This window comes from Chitinasiproducens palmae (assembly GCF_900095735.1).
Classification (GTDB): Bacteria; Pseudomonadota; Gammaproteobacteria; order Burkholderiales; family Burkholderiaceae; genus Chitinasiproducens; species Chitinasiproducens palmae.
Genome location: NZ_FNLO01000003.1, coordinates 361,107 through 375,008, shown reverse-complemented (window position 1 = coordinate 375,008; position 13,902 = coordinate 361,107). Strand labels below are relative to the sequence as shown.

Annotated in this window: 13 protein-coding genes and 1 tRNA gene; 5 read left to right on the top strand and 9 right to left on the bottom strand. The window is 67.9% G+C overall.

Annotated elements, in window-relative coordinates; genetic code table 11:
* Positions 1 to 359: 359 nt before the first annotated feature.
* Both BLU54_RS07390 and BLU54_RS07385 read right to left on the bottom strand, forming a co-directional pair.
* Complete coding sequence (locus BLU54_RS07390) at positions 360 to 686, bottom strand: rhodanese-like domain-containing protein (protein ID WP_091906539.1); 327 nt, start codon at positions 684 to 686, stop codon at positions 360 to 362.
* Between the two features lie 27 nt (positions 687 to 713).
* The gene (locus BLU54_RS07385; RefSeq protein ID WP_091906537.1) at positions 714 to 1,367 is read right to left on the bottom strand and encodes a protein-L-isoaspartate O-methyltransferase family protein; all 654 of its coding nucleotides are present in this window, start codon (positions 1,365 to 1,367) and stop codon (positions 714 to 716) included.
* A 127-nt stretch (positions 1,368 to 1,494) separates the two neighbouring features.
* On the opposite strand from BLU54_RS07385, the gene BLU54_RS07380 reads away from it, so the two are divergent.
* Complete coding sequence (locus BLU54_RS07380) at positions 1,495 to 2,073, top strand: DUF1439 domain-containing protein (protein WP_170845063.1); 579 nt, start codon at positions 1,495 to 1,497, stop codon at positions 2,071 to 2,073.
* 155 nt (positions 2,074 to 2,228) lie between these two features.
* Positions 2,229 to 3,113: an undecaprenyl-diphosphate phosphatase gene (locus BLU54_RS07375; RefSeq protein ID WP_091906533.1), complete on the top strand. Its 885-nt coding sequence runs from the start codon at positions 2,229 to 2,231 to the stop codon at positions 3,111 to 3,113.
* Between the two features lie 339 nt (positions 3,114 to 3,452).
* On the opposite strand, the gene trmB is transcribed toward BLU54_RS07375, so the two are convergent.
* Positions 3,453 to 4,247, bottom strand: coding sequence for a tRNA (guanosine(46)-N7)-methyltransferase TrmB (gene trmB / locus BLU54_RS07370; protein WP_091906531.1), 795 nt, complete (start codon positions 4,245 to 4,247; stop codon positions 3,453 to 3,455).
* 73 nt (positions 4,248 to 4,320) lie between these two features.
* Positions 4,321 to 4,395, bottom strand: a tRNA-Gly gene (locus BLU54_RS07365).
* A gap of 684 nt (positions 4,396 to 5,079) precedes the next feature.
* Here BLU54_RS07365 and BLU54_RS07360 point away from each other — a divergent pair.
* Positions 5,080 to 5,853, top strand: coding sequence for an N-acetylmuramoyl-L-alanine amidase (locus BLU54_RS07360; RefSeq protein WP_091906529.1), 774 nt, complete (start codon positions 5,080 to 5,082; stop codon positions 5,851 to 5,853).
* Between the two features lie 98 nt (positions 5,854 to 5,951).
* Here the strand turns inward: BLU54_RS07360 and BLU54_RS07355 are convergent, their stop codons facing one another.
* The 3 genes from BLU54_RS07355 to BLU54_RS23155 form a co-directional block, all read right to left on the bottom strand.
* Entirely contained in the window at positions 5,952 to 7,145 is a 1,194-nt protein-coding gene (locus BLU54_RS07355) for an MFS transporter (protein WP_170845062.1), read from the bottom strand.
* Positions 7,142 to 7,411 carry a hypothetical protein gene (locus BLU54_RS23655; protein WP_170845061.1) on the bottom strand — a complete coding sequence of 90 codons (270 nt, stop codon included), beginning with the start codon at positions 7,409 to 7,411 and terminating at the stop codon, positions 7,142 to 7,144. Before BLU54_RS23655 ends, BLU54_RS07355 begins: the two co-directional genes overlap by 4 nt.
* An 88-nt stretch (positions 7,412 to 7,499) precedes the next feature.
* On the bottom strand, positions 7,500 to 7,970 hold the full coding sequence (locus BLU54_RS23155) for a hypothetical protein (RefSeq protein ID WP_139169535.1): 471 nt from the start codon (positions 7,968 to 7,970) through the stop codon (positions 7,500 to 7,502).
* Positions 7,971 to 8,557: 587 nt separating this feature from the next.
* Between BLU54_RS23155 and BLU54_RS07345 the strand changes: the two genes are divergently transcribed.
* Positions 8,558 to 10,552 carry a DUF3857 domain-containing transglutaminase family protein gene (locus BLU54_RS07345; protein ID WP_139169533.1) on the top strand — a complete coding sequence of 665 codons (1,995 nt, stop codon included), beginning with the start codon at positions 8,558 to 8,560 and terminating at the stop codon, positions 10,550 to 10,552.
* Positions 10,549 to 10,872 (top strand): thioredoxin family protein, encoded by a 324-nt coding sequence (locus tag BLU54_RS07340; protein WP_091906520.1) that lies wholly within the window; start codon positions 10,549 to 10,551, stop codon positions 10,870 to 10,872. The genes BLU54_RS07345 and BLU54_RS07340 overlap by 4 nt, the downstream gene beginning before the upstream one ends.
* A gap of 83 nt (positions 10,873 to 10,955) precedes the next feature.
* On the opposite strand, the gene BLU54_RS07335 is transcribed toward BLU54_RS07340, so the two are convergent.
* Positions 10,956 to 12,221 (bottom strand): MFS transporter, encoded by a 1,266-nt coding sequence (locus BLU54_RS07335; RefSeq protein ID WP_091906518.1) that lies wholly within the window; start codon positions 12,219 to 12,221, stop codon positions 10,956 to 10,958.
* A gap of 13 nt (positions 12,222 to 12,234) precedes the next feature.
* A complete protein-coding gene (locus BLU54_RS07330) occupies positions 12,235 to 13,305 on the bottom strand; it encodes a PRC-barrel domain-containing protein (protein ID WP_139169531.1) in 1,071 nt (356 codons plus the stop codon).
* Between the last annotated feature and the right edge of the window lie 597 nt (positions 13,306 to 13,902).

The following is a 13,902-nucleotide window of genomic DNA, read 5'->3' as shown; positions in this document are numbered from 1 at the left end:
CAGGGCGTGCTTATGCAAACGAGTCCGCCAGTCCGTTGGGGGCGGAGGAGGCGCACGAGGGCGGCGGCGGGCTGACGTCAGGCAACGGCCCGCGCCGCTGGTCCGTCGCTGCCGATGCCCGATGCCCGATGCCCGATGCCCGATGCCCGATGCACGGTGCCCAGTGCACGGTGCGGTCGCCGCTTGCGTCAAAAAGCGGTAGGCACGCGCCACTGGTCCGATCGTGCGATGGCCATGACGTGGCGCGCGTACTTGGTGCGCTTACTTGGTCCTTCGCCCACCGATGGCGGGTCGGGCGTTGGCCGGACACCCGGTCGGCGTTCCCTGATGGCGGCCGGCGTCAGCGTTCGCGCGATGCGTCAGTAGCGCGGCGTCGAGGGATCGACCTGCAGGGCCCAAGCGTCGATGCCGCCCGACAGGTTGATGGTCTGCGTGAAACCGCGCTCGCGTTCGAGGAACATCGCCGCACTGGCACTGCGGGCGCCGTGGTGGCAGATGCAGACCACTTCGGCGTCCGGATCCAGTTCCTCACTGCGGGCTGGCAGTTGCTGGAGCGGAATCGAGACAATGCCAGGCAGCGCACACCGTGCCACTTCCCAAGGCTCTCGCACATCCAGCAGCAGCGGCGCGGGCCGGCTCGGGTCCGCGAGCCGCTCGGCCAATTCGGGGGCAGTCATCTGGCGCATGCGGGCAACTCCTGTCGCGGGGACCGTTCAGAACGTGAAACGAGACGGCTCGATTGCGTCGACCAGCGGCTCGACGTACGTTTCGAACACGTCGGTGATCCGATATTCGGTCTCGCTGACGCGCCGGACAATCTGCGCCTTCATGATCGGCGCGCTGCCGACGAAAGCGGACAGGCGGCCGCCGATCTTCAACTGCTCCAACAGCGACTGCGGCAGGACCGGCAGGCCGCCGGACATCACGATCACATCGTACGGCGCCGCGTCGGGCCAACCCTGAGCGCCGTTGCCGACGACCACTTCGACATTGCCGGCGCCTTCGGCCAACAGGTTCTGCTGCGCGAAGCTCGCCAGCTCGGCAACGCGTTCCACCGTCACGACGCGCAACGCGCGCCGGCCGAGCAGAGCCGCCATGAAACCGGAGCCGGTGCCGACTTCAAGCACCGTTTCGTGTTTCTGGACCCCCAATTCCTGCAGGATGCGGGCCTCGATTCTCGGCGGCAGCATCTTCTGACCGGCGGGCAGCGGCACTTCGAGATCCGCGAAGGCCAGATTGCGATATGCCTCCGGCACGAAATGCTCGCGCTTGACGACCGACAGCAGTTCGAGCACGTCCTGATCCAGCACGTCCCACGGCCGGATCTGTTGCTCGATCATATTGAAACGTGCTTTCTCGATGTTCATGATGGCTGCTGGCTACGATGCGGGCGGACAAACCCCCGGATTGTAACAAATGCCGGGTCGGCAGGGGGCCTCCGGCACGGCAGCCGCTTCCGGTAAGATCTCGGGCATCGCTGCCACGCCTGCCGCCATGACGTTCGATCCCCTGCCGCGTCGCCGCCTGCTGAAGGCCGGCGTCTTCGCCGGACTTGCCTGCGCATTACCCGGCGCAAGGAGCCAGACCTTTCCGTTCATTCCGCAGCAGTACACGTTCTCGCGCGCCCAGTTGCAGCGCGCGGTCGAGCGCAAGTTTCCCTACCGACAGCAGGTTGCGCAGATCGCCGACCTTACGCTGACCGATCCGCGGCTGACCTTGCTGCCCGACAACAACCGCCTGGCGATCGACGTGGCCGCGCGCGTGGCCACCGCGTTGCTCGCCCAGCCCGCGGCCGGCGCATTGCGCCTGTCGGCCACGCCGGCCTACGATGCGGACGCCCGCGCGATCGTGCTGCGCAACGCCGCGGTCGATCGCATCGACATGGGCGACTACGCGGGGCCCTATACCGGCCAGATCAACACCGCGATCGCGAGCCTGGTGCAGTCGCTGTTGGAAAACTATCCGGTGCACACCTTCAAGCCGGAGGAACTGAGCTTCGCTGGGGTGCATTACCGGCCCGGCACGATGACGGTGCTACGCGACGGTGTGCGTGTCACAATCGTCGAGCAATAATCGCCGCGCGCCGCCATGAGGTTCATCCGACGCCGCGCCGGTGCGGCTGCAGCTGCAGGATCCGCCCAGGCCGCGATGCCGGCGCTCCGGATCTCGGCCCCTTCGGTGCGCGGCGAGCCGCCTTTTCTTAATATTTTCTTCTCGGAGTCACCCGCTTGGACCTCACTGCCGCGCTGCACGCGATCATCCTGGGCATCGTCGAAGGACTGACCGAATTCCTGCCAGTCTCCAGTACCGGGCATCTGATTCTTGCCGGCAGCCTGCTTGGCGAACACAGCGAGAAAGCCAAGATTTTCGATGTGGTCATCCAGTTCGGCGCGATCCTCGCGGTGTGCTGGGAATTCCGCGCCCGCATCGCCGCGGTGACGACAGGGCTGGCCAGCGACCGGCGCGCGCAGCGCTTCGCGCTGAACGTCGTCGTGGCCTGCATTCCGGCGGTGCTGCTCGGCCTGGCCTTCGCAAGCCGCATCAAGGCGTCGCTTTTCGCGCCGGTACCGGTCGCGATCGCGCTGGTGGTCGGCGGCATCGTGATCCTGTTCGCGGAGGCGCGCAATCGTCGCCTGGCGGCGCAGGCGGGAGCGGGCAGCGGCGAGATCGGCGACCGCCGCACGGCGGTCAACACTGCGGCGCGCGTGCATTCGATCGACGACCTGACGCTGGCGGATGCGCTCAAGGTGGGTATCGCACAATGCTTCGCGTTGATCCCGGGCACCTCGCGGTCGGGCTCGACGATCATCGGCGGCATGCTGTTCGGACTCGACCGCAAGGTCGCGACCGAGTTCTCGTTCTTCCTTGCGATTCCGATCATCTTCGGCGCGACCGTGCACGACCTCTACAAGGCGCGCGGCCTGTTCGACGTCTCCGATGTCGGCGTGCTGCTGTTGGGTCTGTTCGCGGCGTTCGTCAGCGCGATCGTGTGCGTGCGCTGGCTAATGCGCTTTATCGCGACGCACGATTTCACCGGCTTTGCCTGGTATCGCATCATCTTCGGTGTGCTGATCCTGGCGACCAGCTACGCGGGCTGGGTCGACTGGCAGTGAGCGGCGCGTCGGCGCGGCCTTCTGCGCCGGGCCGACCGCCGTTGGCGAGACGGTGGACCGAGCGCGCCAGGCGGACCGGCCAAGGTAGCGGCCGCATCGACATAGCGCATGCGGGCACGCGCCCGGCCCAAGCCCCGTTTCCTCCCCGGCCGGTACCGCCTGCGCGCGACGTGGGGCAGCCTGCGGCCCGCTGTGCGGCTCCTAACGCGGCTCCTAACGCGGCTCCTAGCGCGGGGCTCCCTACGCGGCGCCCTATGCAGCAGCCGACGCGCGCGGAGTGGCGCGACGCCGGTGGCTCTCCGCATCCGCTTCAAACGGTCCGCGCGGACCGCTGCCGGCTCAGACGCGCTGGTAGATCAGATCCCAGACGCCGTGACCGAGTCGCAGGCCGCGTGCCTCGAACTTGGTGATCGGCCGGTAGTCCGGCCGTGGCGCGAAGCCCGACACCGTGTTGCGCAGCATCGGCTCTGCCTCGAGGACTTCCAGCATCTGCTGAGCATACGGTTCCCAGTCCGTCGCACAGTGCAGATAGCCGCCCGGCGCCAGCCGCGAGGCAAGCAGCGCGGCGAACGGTGCCTGAATCAGGCGTCGCTTGTTATGACGCGCCTTGTGCCACGGATCCGGAAAGAATACGTGCACCCCCTGCAGGGAGCCCGGCGCGATCATGTGTTCCAGCACTTCGACAGCGTCGTGCTGGATGATGCGGATGTTGCCGAGTTCGTGTTCGCCGATCAGTTTCAACAGCGCGCCGATGCCGGGACCATGCACTTCCACGCCAAGAAAATCGTCGTCGGGACGGGTGCGGGCGATTTCGGCGGTGGTCTTGCCCATCCCGAAACCGATTTCGAGGATGAGCGGCGCGGTGCGGCCGTAGAGCAACGGCCAATCGGCTGGCGCCGGCTGGTAAGGCAGCATGAAGCGCGGACCCAGGGTCTCGACAGCGCGTTGCTGACCGGTCGAGACGCGACCAGCCCGCGTCACGAAACTCTTGATGCGCCGCCGCGGCGTTGCAGCGGACTCGGCGGACTCAGCGGGCGCGCCGGATGCCGGGTCGTTCGTTTCCGTCGGCGCAATCGGGTCGTCCGCATCGGTCGCGTCGCGGTCCGGATCGGGCAGGGAATCGGCAGGAATCATGGCATCGGAACCGCGCGCCGTCGTGTCGGGCCAGCGGAAAAAACAAAAGCCCCGCCAGGCGGAGCTCGGAAAGTGGAGCGGGCGATGGGAATCGAACCCACGTCTTTAGCTTGGGAAGCTAAGGTAATAGCCATTATACGACGCCCGCGGCAGCCCGAAGTATAAGGGTTTGGGGCGCTTTTGCAAGCATTGGTCCCACCCGCGCTGGGGCGGTCCCGCGCGACCGCGCCCGGCAATGCGGCACCGCTCGGTCGGCGACTGACGCATGCCGCGCCGCCCACCGGCACAGTCATCAGATCGAAGTTTGCAATGCGGGGTGCCGACCATTGCCGGCGGCGACCGACCTGCTCGGGCGCGGTCGACGGCGCGGCCGACGACACTTCGGCTGCAGCGCGCGGCGCGGATGGCACATGTCCATCGCCGATAGGTCGGCAAGCGGGCTCGTCCTCGGTTCGCGGGCCAGGACAACGTCGCGTGGGAGCGCGGCCTGCCGCGTTCGCGCGGGCGAACCGGGCTCGGTGGAGTGGCCAACGCCAGTGCGGCTGCCGTTGTCTGGGCAGGCCACTGCATCTCCGGCGTTGCGCCGCAACGGCCGGAAGCGGCTTCCTTCCAGCCCGCCCGTCACTACCGACGCTTGTGTGCACGCGTTCCTCGGTCGGACGGGGCACGACGCAGGTCCAGGGTCCGATAACATCCTACCGAGGGCGCATCCGGGCTGCGGATAGATCGCATCGACACCTGGCACATGGCCTGTATCGGCGGGCGTGGCAGCAACTTAGCATTCCTCTTGAAGGCGCGGGCCGCCCGCCCGGTCTCGTCGAAGGGGAAAGCAATGTTCAAGATCGACTACAACAGCTATCGCGCGTTGAGCGCCTACAACCGCCGGGTCCGATTCCTGGTCTTCCACTACACGGCGCTGGATTTCGCTGGCTCGGTGCGGGCGCTGTCCGGCAAAAGCGTGGTCAGCGCGCACTATCTGATTCCCGACCCGACCGACGCAAGCTACGCGGCGGCCGGCTACGACGAGGTGCGGATCTTCAATCTGGTCGACGAGGGGGAGCGTGCGTGGCATGCGGGCGTCAGTAGCTGGGCAGGGCGTACCAACCTGAACGATTCGTCGATCGGCATCGAAATCGTGAATCGCGCGTCGGACACGGGCGGGCAGTGGCACTTTCCTCCGTTCGAGCCACGACAGATGGCGGCAGTGAAGCAGATCGCATTGAATATCCTGCAGCGTTATCCCGACATCGACGCCACCCATGTGATCGGGCATAGCGATATCGCGCCGGGCCGCAAAAGCGATCCGGGGCCGGCGTTTCCCTGGCACGACCTGCATCAGGCCGGCATCGGCGCGTGGTACGACGAGAACGACAAACAGCGCTTTGCACAAGCATTCGAGCGCAACGGAATCCCGTCCACGGCTGAACTGATTGCCGGACTCGGCCGGTACGGCTACGACACCGCTGCCGCCACCAGCACCAGCGGCCTCGCGCACCTGGTCCGCGCATTCCAACTGCATTTCAGACCAGCCAAGCTCGACGGCGTGGTCGATGTCGAGACCGCTGCCGTGCTTTACGCATTGCTGGCGCGGTACCGGGCAAGCTGACCTGAAACAGGGTGACGCGGATGCGCCGCCGCGGCCCTGCCAGCCGCAAGGTCGAAGGGGCGGCAGGAGTCGAGGGCATGCAGACCGGTGCAATCGCGTCAGAGCGCCATCGTGCGCGGCCGCGCGGCGAACAGCAGTGCCACGATTGCGGTGAGCGATAGCGTGCCGAGCACGGTGACCGTTGCGACGTCGGACAGTGGCGACGTGCCGGATAGCGCAACCGACAGCCCGCCGATCGCTGGTTGAACGAAGCCGAACAGGCTTGACGCCGGCAACCGTCGCTCGTCCGTGGTGTCGAGTGCCTCACCGAGGCAGGGAACGACGATGAACCCGTACGCCGACTGGATGGCGATGAGGCCGGTGGTGGCGATGATTGGTGGTGCGTCTGTTTGCGCGAGCAACAGGCAGATCAGGCCCGCGCCCATCATCAGGCTGCCCACTGCGATCGATCGACGGCTCGACCATCGTCTCGCGAGGCGGCTTCCGACCACGACGCCGGTCGCGATCGCGGCACTTGCAAGCGCGACCGTCAACCCGATCGCGAACGCATCCGCGCCGACCCGATCGGCGAGATGGAAGGGCAGGCGCGCCGCTGCGCAACCAAAAGCGGGTTGGAAAGCCGCCGCAATCAGGGTCGGAACGATGAACGATCGCGATCGGAGCACGGCCAGCCAGCAACGCGTGCGAGGCGAACAATCGGGCGAGATGCCGTCGATGCGTTGCATCGCGGACCCGACCCAGATGCCCACCGCGATGACCGGCGCAATGGCCATCAGCAGCGCCATTCGCCAGCCGAAAGTCGCGGCGATCGCGCCGACGAGCAGCGGCGCGACGACGTTTTTCGCTTGCGCCCAGCCGTATGCCCGCGCGAACAGGACGCCTCGTCCACCGCCCTGTTCGAGCCGGGCGGTCAGCAGTCGGGTGGCGTTCGAGCCGATGCTGTTGACCGCAAACATCGACAGAAAGATCAGCACGAATGCAAATGGCGCGGTGACGAGGCAGACCAGGGTCGCGCCAACGCCGAGGTACAACGTTGCGCAGACGATCGCGGTCCGCGTCCCGACGCGTGCGATGACCGGCGCCGAGGCGAGCTGGGCGAGTGCGAACGCGACGAAGGCGCTGCCCAGGACCGTTTGAAATGCGTTGCTGGACAGTCCGAAGGCCAGCGCCAGTTGCGGCGTGAGCGTCGGCAAGGAGTCGAAGAAAAGCGCGACCGCGACGTAGCGCCAGACGATCGCGCGGGTGGCGCGCCGCAGCGCCGCCGGACCCGCGCCGCCAGGTGATTCGATCAAGCGGCGGTGGCCAATTCCGGCACGGTCCGGCGCTCGCTGCGCTGCTGGCTCGATGACATCCAGTGCGCAAGCAGCACGCGGTGTCTCGGATGGCGCTCGGACAGATATTGCGTCGCGGCGTCCCAGTCACCGCTGCCCAGCCATTCCTGCATCCTGGCCAGATCGTTGTAGGGCATATGCAATGACATGTGCAGTTCGACGGTGGTGACTTTCTCTGGCGTCGCGTAATCGCACTGCGTACTCAGGTTCCAGACATTCGCTCCCATGCTACCTCCAGGCGAAGTGATTGAAAGACAGACGAGCGTCCGACTTCGGTGGGCGCGATGTCATCGTCGCGTAGCCGCCGCATGCCGGTCAATTCATATTCGTCTTAATTCCTAAGCAATGCCGATTCTTGCCAATTCTTGGCCGGTTGCGGTCCCGTCCGGCATTGTGCTGTTCCCGAGAAAAGCCAGGCCATCGGGCAGTGCGCGATGTGGCCGGACGTCGGGGCGCCTCGGCACCAGCGCTGTCATCGGTAAAGTCCGTGAGCGACTCGAGCGGGCGCGGGCGCCGATGCGCGCTGTTCGTCCAGCCGCCGCGGTCTGCGCGGTTGGCGGTGCCTTTCATCACACCGTTCATCACGCCGCTCGTTACGCCGCTCGTTACGCCGTTTGGTACCCGGTTTGGTACCCGGTTTGGCCCCCCGTTTGGTACGCCCTTCGTCGCGTCGCTTGATGAGTCGTTCAACGCGCCGTCTAATGAGTCGTTCACGGCGTCGTTCTTCACGTCGCCCATCAAGTCGCTTATCAAGTCGCTTATCAAGTCGCTCAATGCGCGGTTCATCCGCGCCTTTCCAGACACCGTCCGAGCCCGCCGGGAAGCGTCGCCGGGTTGTCGGTGCCCCACTGGCGACCCGTGGGCACCCCCTTGCAGGCGGGCGCCAGCCCGGCGTCACGACGGCCAGAGCGGCGCGCGGGCGGTTCTTCCGGCCGAGGTGCGCCTCGCAGGTATGATCGCTGTCATGACGCGCTCGCAACGATCGCTCCGCAGGGCAGGTGTATCTGCATGGCCGTGGCCTTCTGCGCGGGAAGGCGCCGTCTCAGACAGGCGAGGCACCGTGCTCTTCAGGGGAATGCGCTGTGGCAAGACTCGTTTCGGTGATGGTGGGCGGCGCGCTCGGGCTGCACGCGGCGTTGTGCTTCGCCGCGCAGCCCACAGCGCAGCGCGCGGCCGAACCCGTGGCCCAACCCGTGGCCCAACCCGTGGCCCAACCCGTGGCCCAACCCGCGGCCCAACCCGTGGCCCAACCCGTGGCCCAACCCGTGGCCCAACCCGTGGCCCAACCCGCGGCCCAACCCGCGGCCCAACCCGCGGCCCAACCGGCCGCGTCGCCGGCCGTCGTGGCTTCAGCGGTAGTGCATCCGAACCCGGTGCATCCAAATCTCGTCCAGTCGGGCGACGCGAGCGATCGGGCGAGTGTGGTCATCGAGCGCCTCGACACGACGAAGGTGGTGCAGCGCGACGGTTCGTTGGTCGCCACCGTCGAGCGGATGCAGCGCGCCAATTCGGTGCTCGGCGCAGCCGAGATCTCGCCCCTCTACCTCGGTTACGAAACCGGGCTTGCGACGCTCGCCGTGCTGGCGGCCTACACCGTCGACAGCCAGGGAAAGCGGCACGACGTGCCGCCTACCGCGATGCGCGATATCTCGGCGGATACCACCGGCAGCGCGCCGATTTTCAACAATGTGCGCCAGCGCGTCGTGTTGTTTCCCTACCTGACTACCGGAGGGCGGCAGGTCATCCGCTATCGCGTGGACTTGCAGCCACAGCTGCCTGGCACGTTCAGCGATGCAATGTCGGCGCCGGTCTGGCCGGTGATGGAAAGTCGCATCGTCTACGATCTGCCGTCGGACATGCGGTTGTATGCCGACGCGAGGGGGTATGAGGCAGTGCCGCCGGTCGAGCATGACGGACGAACGCGCTACGGGTTCACGTACCGGCGCGACAGCGCGCGGCAGCGGCTCGCCGATACGGTGCAGGCGCCGAACGTCGGCGACTACCTGATCGTCTCGACTTTCCCGGACTACGCGGCGTTCGCCGCGGCATACCGGGCTTTGCTGGGCGCTCCGCCGGCGCCGGACCCCGCGGTGGTCGCGTTGGCGCGGACGCTTACCGCCCACGATGCCGACGATCATGCTCGCGCCGCGACGCTTTATGACTGGGTCCGATCGCATATCCGCTATGTCGCGATTCATCTCGGACGCAGCGACCTGGTGCCTCGCGCACCGGTCGATGTGCTACGCGACGGCTATGGCGACTGCAAGGACGTGGTCGGTTTGTACGGTGCGCTGCTCGATGCGGTCGGCATCCGGCACGACGCGGTGTTGCTGCGCGCCGAGGGTGCTGCCCAACTGCCCCGCGTACCGGCGCTGGCCTTCTTCGATCACGTCATCGCCTACCTTCCCGACAGCGGCACTTACGCGGACTTGACGGGCTCGGCCGTGGGTTTCGGCTATCTGCCGCCGCAGTTGCTCGGTGCCGCCGGCGTTCGAGTCGGCGACGGGGCCGTGGTGCACCTGCCGGCGCGCCAGGAAAGCATGACCCGATCGCGCTTCGAGATCGACCTGCAGCCGGGCGGCGACGCAAAGTTTGCGTTGCGGCTGGAGTGGGATGGCTATGCGAGCGAGTTTCAACGCTCGGCGATCCGCAACGTCCCGGCCGCGAGCAGGCCCAGCTTGGCGAACGCCTGGTTTGCCGAGAACGGCATCCAGGCCGTCGCAACCTTCGACACATCCGACGTCGCGCTGATGCGGGGCGCCTTCCAGGCTGCCATGCATGGCGCGCTGCCAGGCTTGGTGCTGCCGGCCGGCAACACGGAGATTCGACCGGACGCGGTCGTGCAGGCTTCGTTGGCGCCGACCATGGCCTCGCTGACGATCCGCGCAGTCCGCACGGAGCCGTTCCGCTGCCTGTCGGACGCGCTTCGGTCATCGGTCCGGATCGTCCTGCCCGAGGGCGCGACGCTGGCCTATCTGCCGGACGACGTGTCGGTGCACGTGCCGCATCTCGATTACGCGTCGCGCTACCGCTACGACGCCGCCCGACGCATGGTCGAAATCGCGCGCGACGTCTCGCTGCACTTCGATGGATCGATTTGTTCGCCTGCGCAGGCACGGGCTTTGGCCCAGCCGGCGAACGTGGTGCGGCACGATCTGGAAGCGCATGTCGTCGTAAGGATGCCGCCGCGCGCGCCGCCGCCGGTCGCCGAGCCGGTCGCCGAGCCGGTCGCTGGAGCGGGCGCTGAACCGGTTGCGGAAGCGGTCGACGCGCGCACCCGGTCGGCGGCCGAGCCGCGTCGCCGGCAGGGTGGCACGACGGATGCACGGATGACGGGTGTTCAAGCAACCGCGGAGGAGGAACGATGAGCGATCAGGGCTATACGGAACAGGAGCCGACGCGTGCCGAGGTCGAAGCGATGCAGGGATCGACAGTCATCGAGTTTGGTGCCAACTGGTGCGGCTTCTGTCGCGCCGCACAGCCGGCGATCGCGGCGGCGTTCGACGATCGGACGGGCGTGCGCCACCTGAAAATCGCCGACGGCAAGGGGCGGCCGCTGGGGCGCAGTTTCGCGGTCAAGTTGTGGCCGACCCTGGTGTTTCTGCGCGATGGGCGGGAAGTGTCCCGGCTGGTGCGGCCCAGCGATCCGAACGCGATCGCCAAGGCCCTCGACGGCATCGAGGGCTGAACCCGCGTCCGACGGCTCGCGGCCCGCAGCCCTTGACTGGCACGCCATGAGCGGCAGGCCATGAGCGGCAGGCCACCAGCCGTTCAGGCGGTCGGCCGCGGCTCGTCGTCGATGCGCTGCGGGCCGTCGACGGCCTGCTCAGGATCGTCGCGTGTTTCGGGCATCGCCAGCCAGACCAGGGCGACGGCCAGGCCACCGGCCACCGCGAGTCCGCAGAAGCTGGTGGCCAGTCCGAAATGGTCGGCCGCGAAGCCGGCGAGGGTGGTGCTGAGGGTCGCACCGATGCCTGCGGCCAGACCGAAGAAGCCGAGACACAGGTTATACCGGCCCTTGCCGCCTGCGACGTCCGCTGCGATCAACGGCATCATCACGCCGAACACGGCGGCGCTGATGCCGTCGAGCAGTTGGATCGGTACCAGCAGGTAGGGGTCGCGCACGCCGGCGAACAGCAGCGCGCGCAGCGGCAGCGCCGCGAAACCGATCAGCAACACCGGCCTGCGGCCCAGACGCTGCGCGGTGCGCCCGACCCACGGCGAGAACATCGCCACCACGGCCTGGGGCACGATGATGCAGGCGGCGATCACCAACTGCACATTGTTGCCCATGTTGACGGTGACCTCGCCGGCGGCAAGATTGAGCATCGCGGCATTGGCCAGATGGAAGAGCACGACGCAGGCCGCGAAGATCAGCATGCGCCGGTCGCGCAGCAGCTCGCGCAGGCTCTCGCGCGGCGCGCCGGCGCGGGCGGCCGGTGGTCCGGTCCGGCCGACCGGTGGCAACGGCGCGGGCACGACCGCGGGCGAGCGCTCGATCAACCACAGCGCCACCAGCGCCGGCAGGGCCAGTGCGGCTGTCAACCAGAACACCGAGCGCACCGAGAAATACTCGGCACAGGCCCCCATCGCGGCAGCGGCGAGGGCACCGCCGATCGAGGCCCAGCGGGCATTGCGGCCAAGGCGGTCGCCCATGCCTTGCCGGCCGACCAGGGCCAGCGAGATGGCGGCGATCGCCGGCGTCAGCATGCAACTCGCGAAGCCGTGCAGCACTTCGGCGCCGAGTACCGACATCAGCGTCGGACTCGCCGCCAGCATCAACGCGCTGATGGTGATCGCGACCAGGGCCGCCACGGCGGCCAGATGCTTGCTGCGGATCGCATCGACGACCGCGCCGCCAGGCAACTGGCTGACCATTGCGGTGATGGTGCCGACGCTCAACGCCAGGCCGATCTCGCCCTGGGTCCACTTGTGGGAGGCGAGGTAGGACGCGACAAAGGGGCCGAATCCGGTCTGGACATCGGCAACGAAGAAATTCAGCCAGTCGAGCGCGCGCAGGCTTCGCGGAAGTGCCATGAATTCGAGCTTCCTAGCGAGACGTGCGCCGAGCGGCGGAGGCGGGACTGGCCGGTCGCGCCGCCTGGGCAGCGGCCTTCGGGCGAGCGGCGGCATCGGACGCGCGAGCGGCCGGTGCCGGTGCGGAGGCGGCTGACGTGGCGACTGCTTTGGCGACCGGGGTGGCGGCGGCGGATGCCGCCGCGGGCGCGGGAGGTGAGACCAGACGAATCGCTGCGGTTGCCGCGTAGGGCGGGACCGCTTCGATCTGCGCGCGGTTCAGGTCGAGCAGGACGGTGTGTACGCCCTCGCGATGCCGGAACGACAGCGCGGTCCAGTTCGCGGCGAAGTTTCGCTTGCTGTCGCCCAGGCTCTGGCTGGTGTCGACCACGATGCCCTGGGGGCGGGCCTCGGCGTTGACCAGCACATCGACGACACGCCCGATCTTCTCGCCGTTGCGCCGCTCGACGCTGCTGTCGATGAGCGGCGCGAGCGCCGCGTCGCCGGTTTCGCGGTCGGACGTGAGCGCCACGCCGCTGGCCGCGCCTTCTAGCGTGATGGCGACCTTCTGGCTTGGCTCGATCTTGAAGATGCGCCAGGGGAACGCGACGCGGCGGTCGCCCACGCCGAGAAAGCCACTGAGATTCACGATCATTTCACGCGGATTGCCCTTCACGTCAATGGCCATGTCGATCGCGCGTCCGATCACCTTGCCGTCGCGCTGCACCGGGCTCTCGAGCAGGCCATGCAGTTGATCGTGGCGCATCGTCATGATCGACAGCGCGCCGGCCGGTGCCGCGGCACTGCTCGAAGCGGGCGCGTCCGGCGCCGCCGCCGCCTTGCTTGGCGTCGGGCGCTTGTGCGTCGGCCTCGGCTTGGGCCGGGGTTTCGGCGGCGGCGGCGCGGCGGCCTGCGGCGGCGCCGGCGGCGGTGGCGCCAGAGGAACCGGCAGCGCGTCGAGCGGCACTTCGCTGCGTGCCGGAGGCGGTAACACGGGCTCGGGCGCCGCCGATGGCCGGAACACCGTACAGCCCGCCAGCACGTGCAGTGCAACCAGCAAGGACAGGTAACGGCAGGCGCCGGGGCGCGGGAAACCGCGGATCATCGGGGGACTCCAGAGCAGGAACAGGCGTGTGCGGACGACGGTGCCAACGAGGGCAGGCCGGTCGTGCACGACTTCGAGGCAGGAGAGATCAGTCTCGCCCGCCGTACAGGATAGCGCGTCGCGCCGGGCGACCGCTGTGCGCAGCCAAGGCGGATTATCGGCTGGATTGCGGCGGCAGGGAAGCGCGGCCGCGGCGCGTACCGTCAAAGCGCTGATCGACCATCGGCGCTTGCGCGCTACTCGGCTCGCCAGTGCCAGCGATCTTACCGTCGCAGCGGCGGCGCGGATGGCGCCAATCTGCCGCACGGCGGTCACTGCCGTACCGATGGACGGCCGATCCGTTGCTTGGACCACCACAAGGCAGACCATTACAATCTGCCTGCCACGCCCCCGCATTGGCCGCGCCTGACGATTCGAGCGGTGCGATCGGGACTTCCTTCGTGGTCGGCGCCGTGATGGCGCGTGGTCGCGCGGCGGCGTGGTGCGTGCTGGCGCGGTCGCAGGTCGGCAGATTCGCAGATTCGCAGATTCGCGTACGGGTGACGTGGCGATGCAGGCGTGCGCGGACCGGACCACCCCGAACAGCGCACACCGCGG

Excerpts from the sequence above, each read along its gene's own strand:
- BLU54_RS07390 (WP_091906539.1), bottom strand. The coding sequence starts at position 686 with ATGCGCCAGATGACTGCCCCCGAATTGGCCGAGCGGCTCGCGGACCCG.
- BLU54_RS07385 (WP_091906537.1), bottom strand. The coding sequence starts at position 1,367 with ATGAACATCGAGAAAGCACGTTTCAATATGATCGAGCAACAGATCCGG.
- BLU54_RS07380 (WP_170845063.1), top strand. The coding sequence starts at position 1,495 with ATGACGTTCGATCCCCTGCCGCGTCGCCGCCTGCTGAAGGCCGGCGTC.
- trmB (WP_091906531.1), bottom strand. The coding sequence starts at position 4,247 with ATGATTCCTGCCGATTCCCTGCCCGATCCGGACCGCGACGCGACCGAT.
- BLU54_RS07360 (WP_091906529.1), top strand. The coding sequence starts at position 5,080 with ATGTTCAAGATCGACTACAACAGCTATCGCGCGTTGAGCGCCTACAAC.
- BLU54_RS23655 (WP_170845061.1), bottom strand. The coding sequence starts at position 7,411 with ATGGGAGCGAATGTCTGGAACCTGAGTACGCAGTGCGATTACGCGACG.
- BLU54_RS23155 (WP_139169535.1), bottom strand. The coding sequence starts at position 7,970 with ATGAACCGCGCATTGAGCGACTTGATAAGCGACTTGATAAGCGACTTG.
- BLU54_RS07340 (WP_091906520.1), top strand. The coding sequence starts at position 10,549 with ATGAGCGATCAGGGCTATACGGAACAGGAGCCGACGCGTGCCGAGGTC.
- BLU54_RS07335 (WP_091906518.1), bottom strand. The coding sequence starts at position 12,221 with ATGGCACTTCCGCGAAGCCTGCGCGCGCTCGACTGGCTGAATTTCTTC.
- BLU54_RS07330 (WP_139169531.1), bottom strand. The coding sequence starts at position 13,305 with ATGATCCGCGGTTTCCCGCGCCCCGGCGCCTGCCGTTACCTGTCCTTG.